The following is a 14782-nucleotide window of genomic DNA, read 5'->3' on the forward strand; positions in this document are numbered from 1 at the left end:
GTCAGCTTAACTGACTGGCATTAGGCAACTGCCGGCTTGTTTATTTATGGTGTGCTATTTCTTTTTAATTTTAGCTTTGGCTTTTTTCTTAGCTTTCATTTTTACAGGGTCTTTACGCTTTTTAGCGGGTGGCTTGGCTTCTTTATGCTGTGGTTCAAGCCCTTTAATTATACGGCGCTTAAGCTTTTGCTCTGTGTATCGCTCAACCTTGTATAAAATGCCAATGTCGTGTGCTTCAACTAATGATATAGCAATCCCTTTTTTACCTGCACGGCCAGTACGGCCTATACGGTGTACATAGACATCGGCAGTGCGCGGCATATCAAAGTTAATTACGTGGCTAATGTCAGAAACATCAATACCGCGAGCCGCAACATCGGTTGCTATTAATATGCGCGTTTTGCCACTGTGGAAATTTTCCATCGCTTTCATGCGCTTATCTTGCGGCATTTCGCCACGCAGCCACGCGGCTTTTACGCCATTGTTAGTTAGCTCACCAATTAGCGTTTCTAGGCGCTCACGGGTTTTTACAAATACAATGGCTTTACTTACATCTGGGCCGTTTAGGGTATTAACCAACAGCTCAAGCTTGTGGTGGTAATCATCAGCAAGGTGAACCCATTGATGAATTTTTGCTTTTTCTTTGCGTGACGATTCGGCTTCAAGTAAAGCAGGGTCGTTCAAAATACGCTCTGCAAATAACTCAACGCTATCGCCTTCTAACGTCGCAGAGAATAAAAAGCACTGACGACGGTTTTTAGCTTCGTCACATATGCGCAGCATTTCTTTTCTAAAGCCCATGTCTAACATGCGGTCGGCTTCATCAAGAATAAGCATTTCTACGTTTTCAGCATGGAAATTTTCGGTTTCAAGATATTCCATTAAACGTCCTGGTGTGGCGATTAAAATATCATTATTGTTTTCAAAAATTTCTTTATGGGTGCCGTAGTTTATACCACCTGTTACTACACCAATTTTAAGGTGAGTGCCTTTAGCAAGCAGTTCACATTGCTCATGAATTTGATAAGCCAGTTCACGGGTTGGGGTCATTATTAACACACGTGCAAAACCTGGGTCGCGACGCGGAAAATCCATTAAGTATTGAATAGCCGGAATTAAAAATGCCGCCGTTTTACCTGTGCCAGTAGGTGCTGATGCTAAAATATCGCGACCTTGCAGCGCTTCAGGAATAGCTTGTTGTTGAATGCTGGTTGGTGTCTCGTAGCCCATTTTATCAATGGCGTTGAGTAGTTTAGTATCAAGATCAAATTCAGAAAATTGCATAGAGTGTCTAAAATAAGGGACAATTACCTGCAATTATACGCGCTATACGCCAGTTGGTGAATGAAAAGGTGAAAAAATGTCAGGGTTTACGTTTAAACAATTTAAGGTTGAGCACGATAGCTGTGCTATGAAGGTCTCAACCGACGGCATTTTACTTGGCGCATGGGCGTATTTAAAAGGCGCCAACACATTACTCGATATAGGCACAGGTACCGGTTTACTTGCGCTTATGTGTAAGCAGCGCCAACCAGCACTTAGCATAACCGCTGTTGAAATTGATGAAGCTGCTTACAAGCAAGCGCAGCAAAATATAGCCTCTAGCCCGTGGCCAAATATCACAGTAAAGCACACCACTATACAAGCGTTTAAACAGGCGGCGCCATTTGATGTTGTGATTTCTAACCCCCCTTATTTTAACCGTAGTTTAAAAGGGCTAAGCGATGCCCGTAACACCGCACGCCATACCGATGGTTTAAGTTTTGACGAACTAATACATGCCTATATGCGTTTAAGTCATGAGCATTCGTGCTTTAACGTAATTTTACCCACCACAGAGGCGGGCTTATTCATTGACTTGGCAAAACAAAGCGGGCTTTATTTAAACGCGCATTGCCAAATAAAAACCACACCAAGTAAAGCATTTAGCCGCAGTTTAATGCGCTTTAGCTTAGTAAACACTTTGCCTGAGCTTACCTCCCTATGCATAAAAAATGACAACAACCGCTACAGCGATGATTATATTGCGTTATGTAAAGCGTTTTACTTGAAAATGTAATTTTTTAGGCAGGTAATTATCTAGTAATAAAGGATAGTTTACCCATTATGCATACGTATTCAGTTTTTATTTGAGCAACTCTCAAACTAGTGTTAACCACTTGTAAATAACGTCGAGTATGTTGTTTAACTCGCCCAACACTGGAAACACACACTATGAAACTCAGTAAAATGATCACCACAGCAGGTTTTAGCTTAGGTTTAACCTTACCAAGTTTAGTATCGGCTGCACCTACAACATTTGTGCATTTATTTGAATGGAATTGGCAAGATGTAGCCCAAGAATGTGAGCAGTTTTTAGGACCAAAAGGGTACGCTGCTGTACAGGTGTCTCCGCCTAACGAGCATATTACAGGTAGCCAATGGTGGACTCGCTATCAACCGGTGAGCTACCAACTACAAAGCCGCGGCGGTAACCGTTCGCAATTTATAGATATGGTTAATCGCTGTAACACCGCAGGCGTCGATATATATGTTGATACATTAATAAACCATATGGCAGCCGGCAGTGGTACGGGCACTGCTGGTAACACTTTTGGTAATAAACAATACCCTATTTATAGCCCACAAGATTTTCACGAAAGTTGCTCTATTAACCCAGAAGATTACGGTAATAACCGTTATCGCGTGCAAAACTGTGAGCTAGTAGGGCTGGCCGATTTAAACACTTCTTCAAATTATGTGCAAAATACCTTAGCGGCATATATTAATGACCTTCAAGCTATGGGTGTTAAAGGTTTTAGGTTTGATGCTGCTAAGCATGTTGCTGCAAGTGATATTCAAAGTTTAATGGCAAAAATAAATGGCTCGCCAGTGGTGTTTCATGAGGTGATAGATCAAGGAACTGAAGCGGTTGCAGCCTCAGAGTATTTAAGTACAGGGCTAGTTACCGAGTTTAAATACAGTACGCAGCTTGGTAATACCTTTAGAAATGGCTCGCTTGCATGGTTAAGTAATTTTGGTGAAGGCTGGGGCTTTATGCCAAGTTCATCAGCTGTAGTATTTGTAGATAACCACGACAATCAGCGCGGCCATGGTGGTGCGGGTAATGTAATTACCTTTGAAGATGGCCGTTTATACGACCTAGCCAACGTATTTATGTTGGCATACCCGTATGGGTATCCAAAAGTAATGTCGAGTTATGATTTTCACGGCGATACAGATGCGGGTGGGCCAAGTGTACCGGTGCACAATAATGGTAATTTAGAATGTTTTGCAAGTAACTGGAAGTGCGAGCATCGCTGGTCTTATATTGCGGGTGGTGTCGATTTTAGAAATAACACAGCCGACAATTGGGTAGTAACAAATTGGTGGGATAACACCCATAACCAGATTGCATTTGGACGTGGTAGCTCAGGTCATATGGCAATTAATAAAGAAGACTCAACGCTTAATACAACAATTCAAACAGATATGGCGCCTGGACAGTACTGTAATGTGTTAAAAGGCGAGCTTTTGGGTAATGCTACTAGTTGTAGTGGTGAAGTAATAACAGTTAATAGCAACGGCACCATCAATTTAAATGTAGCGCCATGGGATGCAATAGCAATTCATAAAAATGCTAAATTAACTCAAGGAACAGTGCCTAATAATAGCGACTGGCAAAGAACCGTTATTTTTATTAATGCTCAAACACAAAGCGGACAAGACATGTTTGTACGCGGTGGTATAGACCACACCTATGCAAATACAAACCTTGCTAGAAACTGCCAAACAACAAATGTTGAATGTGCTATGCCAATTCGCCATAACAATCTAAAAAACAACACCACAACACCTTGGAAAGCAAACGATAACTACCTAGATTGGTATGGAATTGAACAAGGCCAAAGCAGTGAAGCGCAAGGTACTGCCATGGATTGGACTACAAATGTTTGGCCAAGTGAATATGGCGCCCAAAAATCGGTAACAGTAGATGGCTTTGGTGTTACACCCCTTAATATATGGGGCGAACACTATTGGATGCTTGATGTTGATATGGATTGCAGTAAAGCTGTTAACGGATGGTTTGAATTAAAAGCATTTATAAAAAATGGCCAAGAGTGGGAAGGCGATATAAGCCAAGCAAATACCCCCTATACAAGTACTAACCATATGGCACAGTGTGGAAAAATTAATATGTTTGAATTTAACAGCTCAAATGTAGAGGTACGTGACTTTTAAATACGTACTTTAAAACGCGTACGTTAAAAAACTATCAGCCAATTTAAAAACCAAGTGGGTTAACGCGCACTTGGTTTTTTACTTTTATATGTACCTAAATAGCAGTTTAATTTCATAGTGCGTTTATAAATCAGCTGGTATTATCGTTTTATTCGCCATTTTTAATTTAGGCAACACAATGAAAAAGTTAAACAAACTACCGTTACTAACTATACTCGCTGCGGCTTTATTTGTAAGCCAAGGTGCGCTTGCAAACATGACTCCTGTTGGGCTTTGGAAAACCATAGATGAAGACACCAACGAGGCTAAATCGTACGTACGCATTACTCAAAATGATAAGGTGCTCAGTGGTAAAGTTGAGACTATTTTAGACCCAGCTAAACAAACCGGTATTTGTAAAGAGTGTGATGGGGCATTAAAAAATCAGCCTATTTTAGGGATGACCATAATCACTGATGTAAAACCAGAAGATGATGGCGTGTGGGGCGATGGTGAAATACTTGACCCTACAAATGGTAAAACCTATACCGTGCAACTAACACCACAAAACGACGGTAAAACATTGGAAGTACGTGGCTATATAGGCTTTTTTTACCGTAACCAATATTGGCAACGTGTGGAGTAGCACTACTCGTTTGCTGTTTTTAAAAACTCGCGTTTAAGCCATGCTCGTAATGCGCTTACCTGTGGGTGATTAAGCATGGCGTGGCTCGTTGCAAAATAAAACTGCTGATGCGGATTTACAATGCTTTGGCCAATTTGCGTGAGCATGCCGTGCTTTATATCGTCGCGTACAAATTGTTTGTGGGTGACCAAAACGCCAAGCTGGCGCATCGCGGCTTGCGTTGCTTGCACTGAAATATTAAAGGTTAAGTTATTATGCTGCTTAGGCTGCGCTAAATTATTAGCCTCGCACCACGTTTGCCAATCGTTTTGCCTACGTGGGTTGGTAACGTAGATTGCTTTAAAACGCTGCAGCAAATTTTGCGCGGTTAACTCATCTTTATTTAAGCCAACTAAAAGCTGTGGGTTACAGACTAAAATTAACTGATCGTCGGCTAGTTTTTCACAGTGATATTTTTGCCACTTATCGGGCTGGCCATGAATAATCGCTGCATCAATCCCTTCGCGCTCTAAATCAAATTCACCCACCAAGTTAGAAATACGAATGTCGCTGTTTGGCGAAATGCGCTGAAAATCAGCCACCCTAGGGATCCACCAGTGCAGAGCTAGTGAGTTAACCATATTGAGTGTTAAATAAGTTGGCTCATTCGCTGTGTTACTTGCCTCTTGGCTGGCTGCTAAAATTTCAGCCATGGCCGGGGCTATGCGTTTGTAATAGCGCTCACCCACAGGATTGAGCTCAACGCGGCGACCAATGCGATTAAAAAGCGGTGTATTAAGTTGTAACTCTAAAGCTTTAATAGACTGACTTACCGCCGAGTGACTAATACTTAGCTGCTCAGCCGCGAGCACCATGCTGCCAGTTTCGGCAACAGCTATAAACGTATAGAGAGATTTTAACGGCGCTGATTTAATCATAGGTTACTTATTAACAGTTAAGTTTTACTTACAGGTTAGTTTAATATTATTCGCTTTTAAATTTATAAAGTACACGTAAAATTAGCGCCATAAAAGCCAATGCCAATTTTTTGAAAAATAATAAATAGATTAAAAAAATTAAGCCTTTAATTTTGCTTTTTACATTCATTTTTTATTCAAAGGATAACTGCGGTGACGTTAAATTCTCGTGCTTGTATGTTTATGCTGCTCTCTACATTTACCTTGGCGTTAAATAGCTTTATAGCCAAGTTACTTACCGATTACTTTAGCACCAGCGAAGTGGTTTTTTTACGGGTGTTCTTACCCGCGATTATTATGCTGGCATTGGCGGCAGGTATTAAATGGCAGCTACCTAATAAATCAACATGGCGAACCTTTGCTATTCGCGCAATTTTTATAGTGCTGTGCCAAAACTGCTTTTTAGTGGCGCTAAATACTTTAACGCTGGTGGAAGCGGTTATTTTATTTAGCACTGGGCCGTTATTTATACCGCTAATAGAACGGGGGCTTTTTAAAACTAAATTAAATTGGTTATTGTTACCTACAATGGCGCTGATGTTTGCGGGTGTGATTATTCAAAATATTCATAGCGACGGCATACAATGGCGCTGGAGCTTATTAATTGGCTTAGGGGCTGGGATTTTTAATGCCTGCTCGCAAATCACCTTGTTTCGAGCCAGTAAAATTAAGCTTCCGATGATGGTTATTAACGGTTGGAGTTTTACACTGGCTGCCATTTTTATGGTGCCAGTATTAATGTTTACCAGCGAAGGTGAGCGCTTTTACCAAGGTTTTGCAATCGATATAAGCAATTACAGTTTATTACTGATGGTGGCATTAATTGGGTTTTCGACCGCTGCAACGCAGTTTTTTAGAGGAAAGGCGTACCGATTAGCTAGTTCTAACTCGCAGCTAGCACCGCTTATTTATTCTAACTTATTATTTGCGTTGTTATTTCAGCTAATTTTTTACGATACAACATTAAGTTTATCGCAAGTAATAGGCTCAGCGCTTATTGTACTGGCATGTATTATTAATACCTTTGCGCCTAATTGGCTATTGCAAAGGCAAGCAAAAATACGTGAAAAAAAGTGCGCTAAAAAACTTAGTTATTTGTAATGTATTGGCCTAAACATGGTTTAGGCCAAACTCGTTATAGCGTTTCGCTATACTCTGTCATTATTTGTTCAACCCAGCTGGCTATGCGCTCATCACTTAGCTCGTATTGGCTGTCTTCATCAAGCGCTAGGCCAACAAAGTGTTTGCCATCGGGGGTAAGTGCTTTTGACGCTTCAAACTCGTAGTTTTCATCGTTTGGCCAAAAACCAAGTTGCGTAAACGACTGGGTATTTATTTCATCGTGAAGCATACCAAGGGCGTCTTGAAACCATTGTCCGTAACCTTGTTGGTCGCCCATGCCAAATAAAGCAATGGTTTTACCATTTAGGTTTACATCTTTAATGTCGTCCCACTTAGACTCCCAGTCTTCTTGTATTTCTCCAAAATCCCATGTTGAAATACCAAAGATGATAAAGTCGTACTGCTCTGCATTTTTAAGTGGTTCGTCTTTAATATTGTGTAAGGTCACTACATCGGCGCCAATAAGGTCGCGAATTTTTTCTGCTGCCATCTCTGTGTAGCATGTAGTAGAGCCAAAAAATAAACCAATCTGCATCGTATTTATCACTGTGTAATTGCCTGTTATGATAGGGCGCAGTTTACCGTAAGGTATTTTTAATTGATACCTTCTACCGTGGGTATTACCAACATGAGATCACAACGTGACAACGCTACCTGACGATTTACCTGAACCAAATACCGAGCTAAACAGCAACAGCGACTTTTTAGAAACCTTTTTAGATAGCTTGTACTTAGAGCAAGGTGTAAGCGAAAACACCCTTAGCGCGTATCGCAGTGACCTAGATAAGTTTTGTCAGTTTTTAAAAGGCGAAAGCTTAATGACGGTAACCAGCTTAGATATAGAAAGCTACCTAGCGTATCGCGTAGATTTAGGGTTAAAACCACGTAGCACGGCACGCAGCATAAGTGCTTTAAAGCGGTTTTATCAGTATTTTGTACGTGAAAAACATATCGCAAGCTCACCGCTTGAAAACATTGCGCAACCAAAAGCGGGTCAATCGTTACCTAAAACGCTCTCAGAAGCCGAAGTAGAGGCATTATTAAGTGCGCCCAATATTGAAGAGCCAATGGGGCTGCGCGATAAAGCCATGCTAGAGCTACTTTATGCTACGGGCTTGCGTGTAACCGAGCTTGTAGGGCTGCGTATGGAGCAAATTAACTTGCGCCAGTCGGTTGTGTTTGTAAAAGGTAAGGGCAACAAAGAGCGCTTAGTACCTTTAGGTGAAGAAGCCATGTACTGGCTTGAGCAGTTTTTAAAAGGGGGGCGTGCACAAATGATAAAACACGCCACCGATTTTGTGTTTCCTTCAAAACGCGGTGTAGGAATGACCCGACAAACCTTTTGGCATCGTATTAAACACTATGCTATTTTGGCGTCTATTGAGTCTGATTTATCGCCGCATACGTTGCGCCATGCCTTTGCAACACATTTACTTAATCATGGTGCCGACTTAAGAGTGGTGCAGATGATGTTAGGGCACAGCGACTTATCGACTACACAAATTTATACCCATGTTGCCAATGAGCGATTAAAATCGGTACACTCAGAGCATCACCCGCGCGCGTAATATGAAATTTAATATCAGCTTAGCGGTCAATTTAGTACGTATTATTAGATAGAGAAAATTATGAAAAAATTAATGTTAGCAGGTGCAATGTTGTGCACAAGTATTAGTGCATTTGCAAATGGCGTAGCCACAACGCCAGATGCTAATGATCCTATTGTTACTAAATTTGCCACGTTAGGTGTAACAGTTAAGCAAATAAACCCAAGCCCCGTTGCCGGTTTAAAAGAGCTTATTACAAATAAAGGTGTACTTTACGCCAGCCCAGACGGCCAGTTTTTAATGCAAGGCACGCTAATTGATTTAAACAACCGCAGCAACTTAACCGAGCAAGCGTTAAATGGTGTCCGTGTTGAAGGTATTAAAGAATACCAAGATTCAATGATTGTTTATAAAGCACCTAACGAAAAACACCAAATTACGGTATTTACCGATATTAGCTGTGGCTATTGTCGTAAATTACACCGCGAACTAGACGACTTGCTTGATGCAGGCATTACTGTTCGTTATTTAGCATTTCCGCGTGGTGGATTGCAAGGTTCGGGCTACGCCGATTTAATGAATGTATGGTGTGCACGCGACCAGCAAGAAGCACTAACAGAAGCTAAATCAGGCGAAGACACTAAAGTAGTTGCCGGTTGTAGCGCACCAGTAGCTGAGCATTACCAGCTAGGCCAAAGCTTTGGTATTAGCGGTACGCCAGCCATTATTTTAGAAGACGGTACAATGATCCCTGGCTACCAGCCAGCCGCCGCATTAAGTGCTGCGCTTGAGGCGAACAAAGCAGGTTAATTAAAAATCTGAGTACCTGTTTAATACCAATCCGCGATAATACTTAATCATTTTGCGGGGCTAAACGTGTTTTACCGGCGTTAAAAAATGCTTATTTACGACTGCATAGATGCAGAAGGTAGAGTAATGCAGGAGCTATTGCCGAGAACAACTAAATAGCGAATTTTTTGCCTAGCTATCAACACGTTTTTTCAGCCTCAAAATAGATCACTTAATTAAGCGAATTGGTTTAAAAAGGCCTTTATGGCCTTTTTTTGTCTTTTTATTATGAACACCATAAGTTAAAAACCAGCATGAAAAAACTGATCATTGCGCGCGAAAATGTAGACGATTCTTACCTGCCAAGCGATCTGCACCCTGTTATTAAGCAAATTTATGCCACGCGTAACGTGCAAAATGCACACGAGCTAAATAATAGTGCAGCCACGCTAATCGACTTTAAACTGTTTAAAGACATCGACAAAGCCACCGAGCTATTAATTGATGCGCTGAATGCGCAAAGCCGCATTTTAATTGTTGGCGACTTCGATGCCGATGGCGCAACCAGTACAGCTACCTTAATGCAAGGCTTGGCAATGTTTGGCTTTAATAACTTAGACTACCTTGTACCGGACAGGTTTAGCTTAGGCTATGGTTTAAGCCCTGCGCTTGCTGAGCAAATTGTTGATATAAAACCAGAGCTGGTTATTACGGTAGATAACGGTATTTCGTGTATTGCAGGCATAGACATACTAAAAAAAGTGGGCATTAAAGTACTGGTTACTGATCACCACTTGCAAGGGGAGCAGCTCCCTAATGCCGATGCAATTGTTAACCCAAACCGTCATGATTGCCGTTTTCCTTCAAAATCAATTGCGGGTGTCGGCGTTGCCTTTTACTTGCTTATAGCCCTTAGAAGCACGTTACGAGAGCAAGGTTATTTTGAACGCCATGCTATGCCAAATTTAGCCGACTTGCTTGATATAGTTGCCCTAGGCACCGTGGCCGATGTAGTCGCGCTTGATGCAAATAACCGCACTTTTGTACACCAAGGGTTGGCGCGTATACGCAGCGGTAAAACACGCCCAGGTATTACTGCGCTTATTGAAGTGGCTAATCGTAATGCAGCGCGTTTAAGCGCCAGTGACTTTGGTTTTTCGTTGGCCCCGCGTTTAAACGCCGCAGGGCGACTAGATGACATGAGTTTGGGTATAGCGTGCTTATTAAGTACCGATATAAACCAAGCAAGGCGTATTGCCAGCGAGTTAGATAGCTTAAACCATGCACGGCGCGAAATAGAGCAGGGCATGCAAGCCGAGGCGCAAGCAGTGCTTGATAGGCTCGCGTTTAGTGACGACAACATTCCCGATGCCATTTGTTTATACCAAGAAGATTGGCACCAAGGTGTTATTGGTATTTTGGCGGGTCGCTTAAAAGAAAAATACCACCGCCCAACCGTTATTTTTGCCGGTGGCGAAAACGGTGAAATAAAAGGCTCGTGCCGCTCTATTGAAGGGCTGCACATGCGCGATTTACTCGAAGGGCTAAATACCGCCGACCCGCACTTAATTAATAAATTTGGCGGCCATGCCATGGCGGCAGGGCTAAGTATTGATGAGCAAAATTTTAATGACTTTAAAAACGCGTTTGATGCAGCTGTAAGCGCGCAGTTAAGCGAAGAAAGTAAACGCTGCATTGTGTTTACCGATGGCGAGCTGCCAAACGAGTGCTTTACAATGGACTTTGCTCAGCTATTAAAGCAATCAGGCCCATGGGGGCAGCAATTTCCTGAGCCGGTATTTGAGCACACCTTTGAAGTTATCCAGCAGCGTATAGTAGGCGAAAAACACTTAAAGCTGGTGCTTAAACATCAATCTGGGCGCTTAGTTGACGCCATTGCATTTGGAATAGATGTAAAAGCATGGCCCGACACCGAGGCCCGTTATGTCAAAGTGGCTTATCAGCTCGACATAAACGAATTTAGAGGTAAGTTTAGCCTGCAATTAATTGTTCGCGAGCTTGAAAAAGTGCATTAAAAAATATGCACAATGCATGCATAAAAGGCTAATAAAGCGCGCGGTTTTTTGTTAAAATCGGGCGTTTTTATCATTTGACGATAATTTATTGCGTTTAGTGCTAATTTTAGCGCGCAATAATCTAGCCATTTTGGAGTAATGTACATGTTTGAAGTGAATCCTGTGATTAATCAAATCAAGGAAATTCGCGAACGTACTGAACTGCTTCGGGGGTACCTTTGACTACGCTCACAAACAAGAGCGCCTAGAAGAAGTAAACGCCGAACTTGAAGATTCAGCCGTATGGAATGAACCTGAGCGCGCACAAGCACTTGGTCGTGAAAAATCAGCCTTAGAAGCCGTTGTTGAAACAATCGACAACTTGGTAGCGGGTGCTGACGACGTAGAAGGTTTATTAGAGCTTGCAGTAGAAGCAGAAGACGAAGACACGTTTGTTGAAGCGCAAACTGAACTTGAAGGCTTAAATAAACAGCTTGAGGGTTTAGAGTTTCGCCGTATGTTTTCGGGCTCTCACGATGCAAACGATGCTTACCTTGATTTACAGTCTGGGTCTGGCGGTACTGAAGCACAAGACTGGTGTAACATGTTATTACGCATGTATTTACGCTGGGGCGAAGCGAAAGGCTTTAAAGTTGAGCTAGTAGAAGCAACCGATGGCGATGTAGCCGGTATTAAAGGTGCAACAGTGCGCTTTGTAGGCGAATACGCATATGGTTGGCTGCGCACAGAAACAGGTGTACACCGCTTAGTACGTAAAAGCCCATTTGATTCAAGTGGTCGTCGTCATACCTCGTTTGCCTCTGCGTTTGTTTACCCAGAAGTAGATGACAATATTGAAATTGATATTAATCCGGCTGACTTACGTATAGACGTTTACCGTGCATCGGGCGCGGGTGGTCAGCACGTTAATACCACCGAATCGGCAGTACGTATTACTCACGTACCTACCAACACGGTTGTTCAGTGTCAAAACGAGCGTTCACAACACAAAAATAAAGCCCAAGCAATGAAGCAGTTAAAAGCAAAATTATTTGAGCTTGAACTTCAGCAGCAAAATGCTGAAAAGCAATCGCAAGAAGACGCAAAGTCGGATATTGGCTGGGGAAGCCAAATTCGTTCTTACGTACTTGATGATGCACGTATTAAAGATTTACGAACTGGCGTTGAAAACCGTAATACGCAATCGGTACTTGACGGCAACCTAGACAAATTTATTGAAGCTAGCCTAAAATCTGGCCTATAACCACCAAGCTAAAAAAGAGCTAAAAAATGACTGATCAAATCCAAGACGAAAATAAGTTAATCGCTGAGCGTCGCGGCAAATTAGACGCTATTCGCGAAAATTGCCCAGCCAACGGTCATCCTAATCAGTTCCGTCGTGAACATTACACGGCTGATTTACAGGCTGAGTTTGGTGATAAGAGTAAAGAAGAATTAGTAGAGCTTAAGCACGTTGTATCAATTGCTGGCCGTATTTTAGCTAAGCGTGGTCCTTTTATGGCCATTCAAGACATGAAAGGCCGTGTACAAGCTTACGCATCTAAAGATGTGCAAAAAGACTTAAAAGCAAAATATGGCCAACTAGATATTGGCGATATTATTGGTGTTAAAGGTGCGCTTAATAAATCAGGTAAAGGCGATTTATACGTAGAAATGACCGAGTACGAACTACTTACTAAGTCACTACGCCCATTACCAGAGAAGTTTCATGGTTTATCAGATCAAGAAACCAAGTACCGTCAACGTTATGTTGATTTAATTACTAACGAAGCAACGCGCGAAACATTCCGCATTCGCTCACAAGTAGTTGAAGGTATTCGTCGCTTTTTAGCAGAGCGCGACTTTATGGAAGTAGAAACGCCAATGCTACAGGTTATTCCTGGCGGTGCGTCTGCGCGTCCATTTGTGACTCACCATAACGCACTTGATATAGACATGTACTTACGTATAGCACCTGAGCTTTACCTTAAGCGTTTAGTAGTAGGTGGTTTTGACCGCGTATTTGAAATTAACCGTAACTTCCGTAACGAAGGGTTATCAACGCGCCACAACCCAGAATTCACTATGATTGAATTTTACCAAGCCTACGCTGATTACATCGATCTGATGAACATTACCGAAGACATGCTACGTACAGTTGCAACAAACGTTTTAGGTAGCCCAATTGTTGTTAATACAACTCAAGATGAAAACGGCGAAGTTATCGACTCAGTAGAGTACGACTTTGGCCAACCGTTTGAGCGCCTAAGCATGGCTGATGCTATCTTAAAATATAACCCTGAGTTTGATGCTGCGGTATTTAATGACCCAGAAAACCACTTTGAAGAATTAAAAGCGTACGCTAAACAAGTGCACGTTAAAATTCCTGAAAATTGTGTATGGGGCCCAGGTAAGTTTTTATGTGAAATATTTGAAGAGACGGCTGAGCACATGCTTATCCAACCTACATTTATTACAGGCTACCCGTGGGAAGTATCGCCACTTGCGCGCCGTAACGACGAAAACCCATTTGTTACCGACCGCTTTGAGTTTTTTGTTGGCGGACGTGAGCTTGCAAATGGCTTCTCGGAGCTTAACGATGCACAAGATCAAGCAGAGCGCTTTACTCGCCAAGTTGAAGAAAAAGACGCCGGCGATGATGAAGCAATGCATTACGATGAAGACTACATACGCGCACTAGAGTACGGCTTACCGCCTACTGCCGGTGAAGGTATTGGTATTGACCGCTTAGTAATGTTATTTACTGATTCACCAACCATTAAAGATGTTATTTTGTTCCCGCATATGCGCCCACAAGCTGACTAAGCTTAAACAAAATAAATGTGATAAACGCCGCTAAATTTTAGCGGCGTTTTTGTGGGAGTACAAAAATAAGCGCCAATGCAGGAAAAGTTGGAGAGTAAATTGCTTTATAAAAACAGACGAAAGAGAGGATAAGATTGTTCGCTTTTTAATTAATTAGTACTAAGCTAAATTTTAAAGCTAGTTATTAGTACTTATTAATAGTTAATTCAGATTGGGTTATTTAATGTAGCCTTGTTTTAAATAACCTTAATAACAGTGCTATAACGTAATTTCATGACTGTTTTTTAAACATTATGTTGTATTTATGTAAAAAACTTAGCTAAAATACGCCAAAATTTTGAGCTGGGTAAAAATAGCACTCTAAATATGAATTCTCAAATGGACTTAGAATATAATATGAAAGACAACCGAGTTGAAGAATCGCCAGAAACTGACACCAAAGAGCAAAAGCGACAAGCTTATTACCGAGCCTGTATTGCTGAGTTTCAGCAATTAGGTTACCAAGAGCAATATTTAGCGCAGCTCAAAGATGATTTAGTGCCTTTAATGGGCGTTAACCCACAAGACAAAAACATTTAAATCGTTTACTTTTCAAACCAATTATACAATTAAAGCTGACTTATGTGCGTTCTGTAACCAGATAGTCATTTTTGGCATAAAAGTGTTTGACATATTTTCTGA

Annotated in this window: 13 protein-coding genes; 10 read left to right on the plus strand and 3 right to left on the minus strand. The window is 41.7% G+C overall.

Annotated elements, in window-relative coordinates:
* Positions 1–54 precede the first annotated feature (54 nt).
* Positions 55–1284 carry an ATP-dependent RNA helicase SrmB gene (gene srmB / locus B4F91_RS16105; protein WP_004587997.1) on the minus strand — a complete coding sequence of 410 codons (1230 nt, stop codon included), beginning with the start codon at positions 1282–1284 and terminating at the stop codon, positions 55–57.
* 76 nt (positions 1285–1360) lie between these two features.
* On the opposite strand from srmB, the gene B4F91_RS16110 reads away from it, so the two are divergent.
* The 3 genes from B4F91_RS16110 to B4F91_RS16120 all read left to right on the plus strand — a co-directional run bounded on the left by B4F91_RS16110 (position 1361) and on the right by B4F91_RS16120 (position 4846).
* Positions 1361–2059, plus strand: coding sequence for a tRNA1(Val) (adenine(37)-N6)-methyltransferase (locus tag B4F91_RS16110; protein ID WP_286937560.1), 699 nt, complete (start codon positions 1361–1363; stop codon positions 2057–2059).
* Positions 2060–2214: 155 nt separating this feature from the next.
* Positions 2215–4221, plus strand: coding sequence for an alpha-amylase (locus B4F91_RS16115; RefSeq protein ID WP_286937561.1), 2007 nt, complete (start codon positions 2215–2217; stop codon positions 4219–4221).
* A 178-nt stretch (positions 4222–4399) separates the two neighbouring features.
* On the plus strand, positions 4400–4846 hold the full coding sequence (locus B4F91_RS16120) for a DUF2147 domain-containing protein (protein ID WP_286937562.1): 447 nt from the start codon (positions 4400–4402) through the stop codon (positions 4844–4846).
* A 2-nt stretch (positions 4847–4848) separates the two neighbouring features.
* Here the strand turns inward: B4F91_RS16120 and B4F91_RS16125 are convergent, their stop codons facing one another.
* Complete coding sequence (locus B4F91_RS16125; RefSeq protein ID WP_054983746.1) at positions 4849–5763, minus strand: LysR substrate-binding domain-containing protein; 915 nt, start codon at positions 5761–5763, stop codon at positions 4849–4851.
* Between the two features lie 192 nt (positions 5764–5955).
* On the opposite strand from B4F91_RS16125, the gene B4F91_RS16130 reads away from it, so the two are divergent.
* Positions 5956–6903, plus strand: coding sequence for a DMT family transporter (locus B4F91_RS16130; protein WP_288636027.1), 948 nt, complete (start codon positions 5956–5958; stop codon positions 6901–6903).
* A 34-nt stretch (positions 6904–6937) separates the two neighbouring features.
* Here B4F91_RS16130 and fldB read toward each other — a convergent pair whose 3' ends face one another.
* A complete protein-coding gene (fldB, locus tag B4F91_RS16135; RefSeq protein WP_004588002.1) occupies positions 6938–7459 on the minus strand; it encodes a flavodoxin FldB in 522 nt (173 codons plus the stop codon).
* A gap of 106 nt (positions 7460–7565) precedes the next feature.
* Here fldB and xerD point away from each other — a divergent pair, with 106 nt between their 5' ends.
* The 6 genes from xerD (at position 7566) to B4F91_RS16165 (ending at position 14680) form a co-directional block, all read left to right on the plus strand.
* A complete protein-coding gene (gene xerD, locus B4F91_RS16140; RefSeq protein WP_054983744.1) occupies positions 7566–8492 on the plus strand; it encodes a site-specific tyrosine recombinase XerD in 927 nt (308 codons plus the stop codon).
* Between the two features lie 60 nt (positions 8493–8552).
* On the plus strand, positions 8553–9281 hold the full coding sequence (gene dsbC / locus B4F91_RS16145; RefSeq protein WP_004588004.1) for a bifunctional protein-disulfide isomerase/oxidoreductase DsbC: 729 nt from the start codon (positions 8553–8555) through the stop codon (positions 9279–9281).
* Positions 9282–9574: 293 nt separating this feature from the next.
* Positions 9575–11296 (plus strand): single-stranded-DNA-specific exonuclease RecJ, encoded by a 1722-nt coding sequence (gene recJ / locus B4F91_RS16150; RefSeq protein ID WP_286939232.1) that lies wholly within the window; start codon positions 9575–9577, stop codon positions 11294–11296.
* 144 nt (positions 11297–11440) lie between these two features.
* A protein-coding gene (prfB, locus tag B4F91_RS16155) for a peptide chain release factor 2 (protein ID WP_096041210.1) occupies positions 11441–12539 on the plus strand; the annotation gives its coding sequence in 2 pieces (ribosomal slippage) (positions 11441–11515 and positions 11517–12539; 1098 coding nt in all).
* Positions 12540–12565: 26 nt separating this feature from the next.
* Positions 12566–14101, plus strand: coding sequence for a lysine--tRNA ligase (gene lysS / locus B4F91_RS16160; RefSeq protein WP_286939271.1), 1536 nt, complete (start codon positions 12566–12568; stop codon positions 14099–14101).
* A 396-nt stretch (positions 14102–14497) separates the two neighbouring features.
* Positions 14498–14680, plus strand: coding sequence for a hypothetical protein (locus B4F91_RS16165; RefSeq protein ID WP_286939273.1), 183 nt, complete (start codon positions 14498–14500; stop codon positions 14678–14680).
* The last annotated feature ends 102 nt before the right edge of the window (positions 14681–14782 follow it).

It is taken from the genome of Pseudoalteromonas sp. UBA6610, assembly GCF_002433295.1.
GTDB classification, from domain to species: Bacteria; Pseudomonadota; Gammaproteobacteria; order Enterobacterales; family Alteromonadaceae; genus Pseudoalteromonas; species Pseudoalteromonas atlantica.

Coding starts and splice junctions, on each gene's coding strand:
- B4F91_RS16120 (WP_286937562.1), top strand. CDS start 4,400: ATGAAAAAGTTAAACAAACTACCGTTACTAACTATACTCGCTGCGGCT.
- B4F91_RS16110 (WP_286937560.1), top strand. CDS start 1,361: ATGTCAGGGTTTACGTTTAAACAATTTAAGGTTGAGCACGATAGCTGT.
- lysS (WP_286939271.1), top strand. CDS start 12,566: ATGACTGATCAAATCCAAGACGAAAATAAGTTAATCGCTGAGCGTCGC.
- fldB (WP_004588002.1), bottom strand. CDS start 7,459: ATGCAGATTGGTTTATTTTTTGGCTCTACTACATGCTACACAGAGATG.
- recJ (WP_286939232.1), top strand. CDS start 9,575: ATGAAAAAACTGATCATTGCGCGCGAAAATGTAGACGATTCTTACCTG.
- B4F91_RS16125 (WP_054983746.1), bottom strand. CDS start 5,763: ATGATTAAATCAGCGCCGTTAAAATCTCTCTATACGTTTATAGCTGTT.
- dsbC (WP_004588004.1), top strand. CDS start 8,553: ATGAAAAAATTAATGTTAGCAGGTGCAATGTTGTGCACAAGTATTAGT.
- B4F91_RS16165 (WP_286939273.1), top strand. CDS start 14,498: ATGAAAGACAACCGAGTTGAAGAATCGCCAGAAACTGACACCAAAGAG.
- srmB (WP_004587997.1), bottom strand. CDS start 1,284: ATGCAATTTTCTGAATTTGATCTTGATACTAAACTACTCAACGCCATT.
- B4F91_RS16115 (WP_286937561.1), top strand. CDS start 2,215: ATGAAACTCAGTAAAATGATCACCACAGCAGGTTTTAGCTTAGGTTTA.